The sequence below is a fragment of the Thermoanaerobaculia bacterium genome (assembly GCA_018057705.1).
In the GTDB taxonomy this organism is placed as follows: domain Bacteria; phylum Acidobacteriota; class Thermoanaerobaculia; order Multivoradales; family JAGPDF01; genus JAGPDF01.
In genome coordinates, this window is sequence record JAGPDF010000037.1 from 36,272 (window position 1) to 44,165 (window position 7,894).

At 68.8% G+C, this 7,894-nt stretch carries 5 protein-coding genes; 2 read left to right on the forward strand and 3 right to left on the reverse strand.

Annotation, left to right across the window (positions count from 1 at the left end; all coding sequences use genetic code 11):
• The 3 genes from KBI44_12780 to KBI44_12790 all read right to left on the reverse strand — a co-directional run.
• The coding region (locus KBI44_12780; GenBank protein MBP9145353.1) for a DEAD/DEAH box helicase at positions 1-1,106 on the reverse strand (1,106 nt) is incomplete at its 3' end.
• Between the two features lie 11 nt (positions 1,107-1,117).
• Positions 1,118-2,188 carry a DNA polymerase IV gene (dinB, locus tag KBI44_12785; protein ID MBP9145354.1) on the reverse strand — a complete coding sequence of 357 codons (1,071 nt, stop codon included), beginning with the start codon at positions 2,186-2,188 and terminating at the stop codon, positions 1,118-1,120.
• A 337-nt stretch (positions 2,189-2,525) separates the two neighbouring features.
• The gene (locus tag KBI44_12790; protein ID MBP9145355.1) at positions 2,526-2,951 is read right to left on the reverse strand and encodes a DUF814 domain-containing protein; all 426 of its coding nucleotides are present in this window, start codon (positions 2,949-2,951) and stop codon (positions 2,526-2,528) included.
• Between the two features lie 142 nt (positions 2,952-3,093).
• On the opposite strand from KBI44_12790, the gene KBI44_12795 reads away from it, so the two are divergent.
• Both KBI44_12795 and aceE read left to right on the forward strand, forming a co-directional pair.
• A complete protein-coding gene (locus KBI44_12795) occupies positions 3,094-5,196 on the forward strand; it encodes an Rne/Rng family ribonuclease (GenBank protein MBP9145356.1) in 2,103 nt (700 codons plus the stop codon).
• 125 nt (positions 5,197-5,321) lie between these two features.
• The coding region (aceE, locus tag KBI44_12800) for a pyruvate dehydrogenase (acetyl-transferring), homodimeric type (protein MBP9145357.1) at positions 5,322-7,894 on the forward strand (2,573 nt) is incomplete at its 3' end.

The following is a 7,894-nucleotide window of genomic DNA, read 5'->3' on the forward strand; positions in this document are numbered from 1 at the left end:
GCCTCGATGTCGCGGATCTTCTCTTTTTCCATCCAGCTGGCGATCGACGACACCAGCCCCGTGGCGTTGCCGCGCGCGGTACGGCCGGCGCGGTGGACGTAGTCCTCGACGGTCTCGGGCAGGTCGTAGTTGATGATGTGCTGGATCCCGGGCACGTCGAGGCCGCGCGAGGCGATGTCGGTCGCGATCATGATCCGGTGCTGCCCCTCGCGGAAGCCGTCGAGCGAGGCGATGCGCTCCTTCTGCGAGAGATCCGAGTGGATGCGATCGACCGGGTGGCCTTCGCGCAGCAGCGCCCGGTAGAGCCACTCGGCGTCGCTCCTTCGGCGCACGAAGACCAGCGTCGAGCCGAGCTCCTGGTTGAGGAGCGACAGGATGCACGGCTTCTTGTTGTCCGGATCGACGAGGTAGAGGCGGTGCGAGATGCCCGAGGCGGCGCGCCCCGGCGGAATGATGTCGATCCGCAGCGGGTCGTTGAGAAAGCGTTGCGCCAGCCGTTCGATCGGCGGCGGCATCGTGGCCGAGAACATCAACGTATGGCGGACCTTCGGCAGGTAGGCCAGGATGGCGTTGATCTGCGGCATGAAGCCCATGTCGAACATGTGGTCGGCTTCGTCGAGCACCAGCTCCTCGACCTTGTCGAGGCGCACGGTCCGGCGCTCCAGGTGGTCGAGGAGACGCCCGGGCGTGGCGACGACGATGCACGGCTTCTTCGCCAGCTCGTCCATCTGATGCTTGATGTTGAGTCCGCCGATGAGCGAGACGGTGCGCAACCGGTGGCTGGCGCCGAAGTAGTCGAGGAAGGCCTTCGTCTGCAGTGTGATTTCGCGCGTGGGCGAGAGGATGAGCCCACGGATGCCGCCGCCGGGCTGGATGCGCTGGGCGAGCGGAATCGCGAAGGCGGCGGTCTTGCCGGAGCCGGTCTCGGCGAGGCCGAGGACGTCGCGTCCAGCGATCGCAGCTTCGATGACGGCGGCCTGGATCGGCGTCGGATGAGTCCAGCCGAGCTCACTGACGGCGAGCCGCAGCTCGGCCGTCATACCCAGATCGTCGAAGGAGCGGGAGGTCTCGGGAACGGGATGTTGCGGAAGGAGGGCTTCTTGCATTCGGCCCCATTCTATTCTGGATCGGGAAAGAGCTCCTTTTGGGGGGTCCCCGACCCCTCGTCGAGGAAGTTCGACAGGCCGACTCCCGCCAGGCGAAAGCGGGTGGACTCGCCCTCCGTGAAGAGATCCAGCAGGCCTACGGCGATCCCCGCCAGTTCCTGGGCGGCGGCCGGCGGCGTGGCGAGCGTGCGGCGGCGGCTCACCGAACGGAAGTCTCCCGTCTTGAGCTTCACCGTGACGGTGCGCCCTTCGCGACCGCGCCGGCGGGCGGCCTCGTAGACCTGGCCTGCCAGGCGCTCGAGGGTCGAGGGCAGCGCCGCGATCGGCAGGTCGTTCGCGAACGTCGTCTCCGAGGAGATTGACTTGACCGGCCGTTCGGAGACCACCGGGTGGTCGTCGATCCCCCGGCTGAGCTCGTGCAGCCGGCGCCCGAACTTCCCGAACCGCATCTCGAGCTCGATCAGCGAGCGCGCCCGGAGGTCCCCGACCGTTGCCACGCCCAGCGCGGTGAGAGCGGCGCCGGTGGTCTTGCCGACACCGGGGAGCTTGCCGACCGGCAAAGGAGCGAGGAACGCCTCGACCTCCTGCGGCCGGATGACGAACAGGCCGTCGGGCTTCTTCCAGTCGGAGGCGATCTTGGCGAGGAACTTGTTCGGCGCGACGCCGGCCGAGGCGGTGAGCTCGGTCTCTTCGCGGATCTCACGCCGGATGACGCGCGCTGTTTCGGTCGCGGTCGCGAGGCCGGTGAGCTCTTCGGTGACATCGAGGTAGGCCTCGTCGAGCGACAGCGGCTCGACGAGCGCGGTGTGGCGGAGGAAGATCGCCCGCACCCGCCGCGAAGCCTCCTTGTAGCGCGTGAAGTCGGGCGGCACGAAGATCGCCTGCGGACACTGTCGCTGCGCGGTGACCGCCGCCATCGCCGAGCGGATCCCGAACCGCCGCGCCTCGTACGAAGCCGCGCAGACGACCGACCGCGGCCCCGTCCAGGCGACCACGACCGGCTTGCCCTTGAGCTCCGGCCGGTCCCGCTGCTCGACCGAAGCGTAGAAGGCGTCCATGTCCACGTGGACGATCTTCCTCATGAAGCGCAAATCTAGCGTAAAACCGCTCCGGGGACACAATAAAGGGACACGATGAGCAACCTGTCCTTTTATCGTGTCCCTTTAGCTTGTCCCTTTATCGTGGGCGCGCTCGGGGTCCTGTCCGGTCCGTCTCCCATGGGTGCTCGCTGAAGAAGCGCTGCGCGCCCATGGGAGCCCTCGGCCCGGCCACCCCTCGTCGGTAGAGTTGAGGAATAGGCTCTTCGTTCCGCAAAGGGCGCTCTGGCGCTCGGGATCCAAAGTGGGCGACCACGCCTCAAATAGGAGCCCGCTTTGGATCCCGAGTGCCGGAGCGCCCGAACACCGAACGGCGAAACCGCTACTCCCGCTGCGGCTTGACCATCACCGTGGTGTAGCGCTCCAAGGTGACCTCGCCGGGGGGCTGGCCGCGGCGTTTCGAGACATCGGCGCCGCGGGCCATGTGGACGGCGACGCGGCCGGCGTTCCTGGCTTTGGAGTAGCCGGCGGCGAGCGCTGCGGCGTAGAGCTCGGTGGGTTTGGGGAGGCGTTCGAGATGCTCGGGGTTCCTCACCAGGACGTGCGAGCCCGAGTCGCCGGCGAGGTGGAACCAGAAGTCGAGCGGCTGGGTGAGCTTCGTCGACAGCAGGTCGTTCTCTGCGGCGGTCTTCCCGACCAGCACCGTGAGGCCGTCCGGCGAGACGAAGCGGCGCGCGATCCGGCGTCCGTGCCAGATCCCCTGTTCCGGGTCGGACGGGGGGGGAGGACCGGGGCGCTCGGCAGCCATCGCCGGGGAATCGTATCGGCCAGAAGGCCGAAACGGTGCACCGGGCCCGGTCCGTAGTAGACTCTCGCCACTTCCGCGGGCGCTTTTGCCGCCGCCTTTGCGCCCGCCCCAAACGCTCGCAACGACTTTTCACGGAGCCCGCTTGTCTCGAAAAATGCTCATCAACGCCCGCAGCGCGGAGGAACTACGCATCGCCGTGGTCTCCGACGCCGGGCTCGAGAACTACCAGGTCGAAGTCGGAGAGGGGGGTCTGACGCGCGGCAACATCTATCGCGGCGTGATCTCGAATCTCCAGCCGGCGTTGAACGCCGCCTTCGTCGACTACGGAACCGGCAAGAACGGGTTCCTCGCCATCCAGGACGTCGTGCCCGAAGCCCGCTACGCCGAGCCCTCTCACGGCGGGCGCCCGGAGATCCAGGAGATCCTCCAGCAGGGCAAGCCGATCGTCATCCAGGTCACCCGCGAACCCGAGAACGCCAAGGGCGCCGCGATCACCACCAACCTCTCGCTCGCCGGGCGCTATCTCGTCTTCACCCCGTTCGACGACACGCGCGGCGTGTCGCGGAAGGTGGAGGACGAAGAGACCCGCTCGGAGCTGCGCGGCATCGCCGGCAAGCTCGAGCTGCCCGACGGCGGCGGCGTCATCGTGCGCACCAATGCGCTCGGTGAGACGCGAGCCGAGCTGCAGAAGGATCTCGCGGCGCTCCTCCGGGTGTGGAAGCGCATCCAGACCGAGGCGCGACGGGGCAACGGTCCGCGCCTCCTCTACAGCGACCAGGACCTGATCCTGCGCGCCCTGCGCGACCATCTCGACGTCGGCGTCGACGAGATCCTGGTCGACGACGAGACCGCCTTCCAGCAGGCCGCCGAGTACATGCAGGCGTTCATGCCGCGGACCCGGGTCGAGCTCACGCACTATGTGGAGCGCGTGCCGCTGTTTTCCAAATACTCGCTCGAGAGCCAGATCGAACAGATCTTCGCCCGCACGGTGCCTCTGCCGGGCGGAGGCTCGATCGTCGTCGACTCGACCGAGGCGCTGACCGCGATCGACGTCAACTCCGGCCGGGCCGGCAGCGGCGGCAGCCATGAGGACATGGCCCTCGAGACCAACCTCCAGGCGGCGCGCGAAGTGGCGCGCCAGCTTCGCCTGCGCGACCTGGGCGGCCTCGTCGTCGTCGACTTCATCGACCTGCGCAGCATGAAGAACCGCCGCGCCGTCGAGAAGACGATGAAGGACTCGCTGAAGATCGACCGGGCGCGCTCGACCGTCGGCCGCCTGTCGCCGAACGGTCTGCTCGAGATCAACCGCCAGCGCATCCAGCAGTCGCTCCGGGCGAGGGCGCAGCGCGCCTGCCCGACCTGCCAGGGCACCGGCCGGGTGCCGTCGATCGAATCGGTCGGTCTGAACCTGCTGCGCCGCATCGAGGGACGCGCCGCCACCGGCCGCCTGCTCAAGGCCCGGGTCGAGATGCACCCGGAGCTCGCGGAGGCGATGCAGAACGGTCGGAGGAAGGACCTGGCCCGCCTCGAGGGCGAGTACGACATCGAGATCGAGATCGTCGCTTCCCATCGCCTGCACGGCCCCGAGGAGCAGATCGAGTGGCGGGACCGCCAGACGCCCATCACCATGGCTCCGCACAAGGCCGAGGCGAGCGTGCGCCGCAACAGCAACCAGGCGGCGCTCGCGCCGGTGGTCTTCGAGGTCCATCCTGCCGAAGATGCGGAAGAGGATGCCGAGAGCACGGGCGCGGCGGGCCCCGGCACCGCGGCGGATGGCGGCGGCGAGGCGCGCCGCAGCGGCAAGAAGCGCCGGCGCGGTGGCAAGCGCCGGCGTGGCAAGCGGGGCGACCTGCCGGTGGCGCAAGCGACCGGCGAGCCGTTGGTGCTGTTTGCCGGCGACCGCGGCGACGAGAATTTCGACGACAACGGCGAGCCCGAGGACGGGCAGCTGAAGGTGATTCGCCGGCTGCACGACATTCCGGTCGTGTTGCCCGAAGTCAACGGCAACGTGGAGCCTTCCGCCTACGTTTCGCCGCATGCCGGTGGCGACCGCCACCTGCGCACCCGGCAGGCCCCGCGCGGCGTTCCGGCGCCGGCCGGCGTCGGTGGCGATCGCGCGGACCGGGCCCGGCGGCGCGGCGGCAAGCGCCGCGGCGGTCGCGGGCGCCGGCCCGACGGCACCTCTCAGCCGCCGGGCGCGGGCGCCCCCGGCCCGTCCGCAGGACCCATCGACTCGGAGGGCTGAACCTGCCAACCTGCTGCATCGCGACCCGGTTCCCCGGGTCGCGGCTGCATTGCAGGCGTCTCGCACCTGCGGCCTGGCCGGTTGGCCGGCCGAGCCGGTATTCTTCGAAACTCTGAGGAGGCTCCATGGACGGTAGAGGCGACATCGACAGGTCGGAGACGCAGGAGTGGCTGGAGGCGCTGGACGACGTCATCGCCGCCCGCGGCGACGATCGCGCGCGCTTCCTGCTCGGCGAGCTGGCCGATCGTGCTTTCCGGCGCGGCGTGCCGCTGCCCGCCCCCGTCAGCCCCTACGTCAACACGATCCCCTGGTTCGAACAGCCTGCCTATCCCGGCGACCGCGCCATCGAGCGCCGTATCAAGTCGATCCTGCGCTGGAACGCCATGGCGATGGTGGTGCGCGCCAACAAGCACGAGGACGGCATCGGCGGCCACATCTCGACCTACGCCTCGGCCGCGACGCTCCTCGAGGTCGGTTTCAACCACTTCTTCCGCGGCCGCGGCGAGAGCGGCTTCGACGGTGACCTGATCTATTTCCAGGGCCACGCCTCGCCGGGGATCTACGCCCGCGCCTTTCTCGAAGGGCGGCTCTCGGAGGCCCAGCTCGAGAACTTCCGCCGCGAGCTCGCGCCGGGGGGCGGCCTGCCGTCCTACCCGCACCCCTGGCTGATGCCCTCGTTCTGGGAGTTTCCGACGGTCTCGATGGGTCTCGGCCCGATTTCGGCGATCTACCAGGCGCGCTTCAATCGCTACCTCGAGCACCGCGGCCTCGTCGAGACCGGGCACCGCCGGGTCTGGGCCTTCCTCGGCGACGGCGAGACCGATGAGCCGGAGTCGCTCGGCGCGCTGACCCTGGCTTCCCGCGAAGGGCTCGACAACCTCACCTTCGTCGTCAACTGCAACCTGCAGCGGCTCGACGGCCCGGTGCGCGGCAACGGCAAGATCATCCAGGAGCTCGAAGCGGCCTTCCGCGGCGCCGGCTGGAACGTGCTCAAGGTGATCTGGGGTTCCTCCTGGGATCCGCTCCTCGATCGCGACAAAGAGGGTTGGCTGGTGCGGGTGATGAACGAGACTCTCGACGGCGAGTACCAGAAGTACTCCGTCGAAGGCGGCGACTACATCCGCGAGAAGTTCTTCGGGCGCTACCCGGAGCTCGCCGCGATGGTGGCGGACATCCCGAACGACAAGATGCCCTACCTCCGGCGCGGCGGACACGATCCGGAGAAGGTCTACGCCGCCTACAAGGCCGCCACCGAGACCAAGGGCGCGCCGACCGTCATCCTCGCCAAGACCATCAAGGGCTACGGCATGGGCGGCTCCGGCGAGGGCAAGAACGTCGCGCACCAGCAGAAGAAATTGAACGAGGAGGAACTGCGCGCCTTCCGCGATCGCTTCGAGATTCCGGTCTCCGACGAGCATCTGGCCAACGCGCCGTTCTACCGGCCGGCCGACGGCAGCCCGGAGATGGAGTATCTGCGCGCCCGGCGCGAGGCGCTCGGCGGGAGCGTCCCGGCCCGCAAGGTCTGGACGGTGGCGCTCCCGCAGCCGCCGAAGGAGGTCTTCGCCGAGTTCCTGGCCGGCGGCAACCGCGAAGTCTCGACGACCATGGGCTTCGTTCAGATCCTGCGCCAGCTGTTGAAGGACCCGGAGATCGGCAAGCGCATCGTGCCCATCGTGCCCGACGAGGCGCGCACGTTCGGCATGGAGTCGCTCTTCCGCCAGCACGGGATCTACGCCAGCAAGGGTCAGCTGTACGAGCCGGTCGATTCGAAGACGCTGCTGTTCTACAGAGAGGTGAAGGACGGCCAGATTCTCGAAGAGGGGATCACCGAGGCCGGCTCGATGGCCTCGTTCACGGCCGCCGGCACGGCGTACGCGAGCCACGGCCTCGACATGATTCCGTTCTTCATCTTCTACTCGATGTTCGGCTTCCAGAGAATCGGCGACCAGATCTGGGCGTTCGGCGACCAGCGCGGACGCGGTTTCCTGCTCGGCGCGACCGCCGGCCGGACGACCCTGAACGGCGAGGGGCTGCAGCACGAGGACGGCCACAGCCTGGTGCTCGCCTCGACGGTGCCGAATCTCGTGGCCTACGATCCCGCTTACGCCTACGAGGTCGCGGTCATCATCGAGGACGGACTGCGCCGCATGTACAAGGAGCGCGAGGACATCTTCTACTACCTCACGCTCTACAACGAGAACTACATGATGCCGCCGATGCCGGAGGGCGCGGCTCCTGGAATCCTCAAGGGTCTCTACCTCTTTCAGGCCTCGCGCCTGCCGGCAGAGCGGCCGCGAGTGCAGCTCCTCGGCTCCGGGTCGATCCTCGGCGAAGCGCTCGGCGCCCAGCGCATCCTCGAGGAGCGCTATGGCGTCGCGGCCGATGTCTGGAGCGCAACCTCCTACAAGGAGCTCCGGCGCGAGGCCCTCGAGTGCGAGCGCTGGAACCTCCTGCACCCCGGCGAGGAGCCGAAGGTGCCGTACGTGACGAGTCGGCTCGGCGCCGCCCGCGGGCCGGTCGTCGCGGTCTCCGATTTCATGAAGCTCGTACCTGACCAGATCGCACGCTGGGTGCCGCAGGGCCTGCTGCCGCTCGGCACCGACGGCTTCGGCCGCAGCGCCGCGAGGCCGGAGCTCCGCCGCTTCTTCGGCATCGATGCCGAGCATGTCGCCCTCGCCGCGCTCGCCGAACTGGCGCG

Excerpts from the sequence above, each read along its gene's own strand:
- dinB (MBP9145354.1), bottom strand. The coding sequence starts at position 2,188 with ATGAGGAAGATCGTCCACGTGGACATGGACGCCTTCTACGCTTCGGTC.
- KBI44_12790 (MBP9145355.1), bottom strand. The coding sequence starts at position 2,951 with ATGGCTGCCGAGCGCCCCGGTCCTCCCCCCCCGTCCGACCCGGAACAG.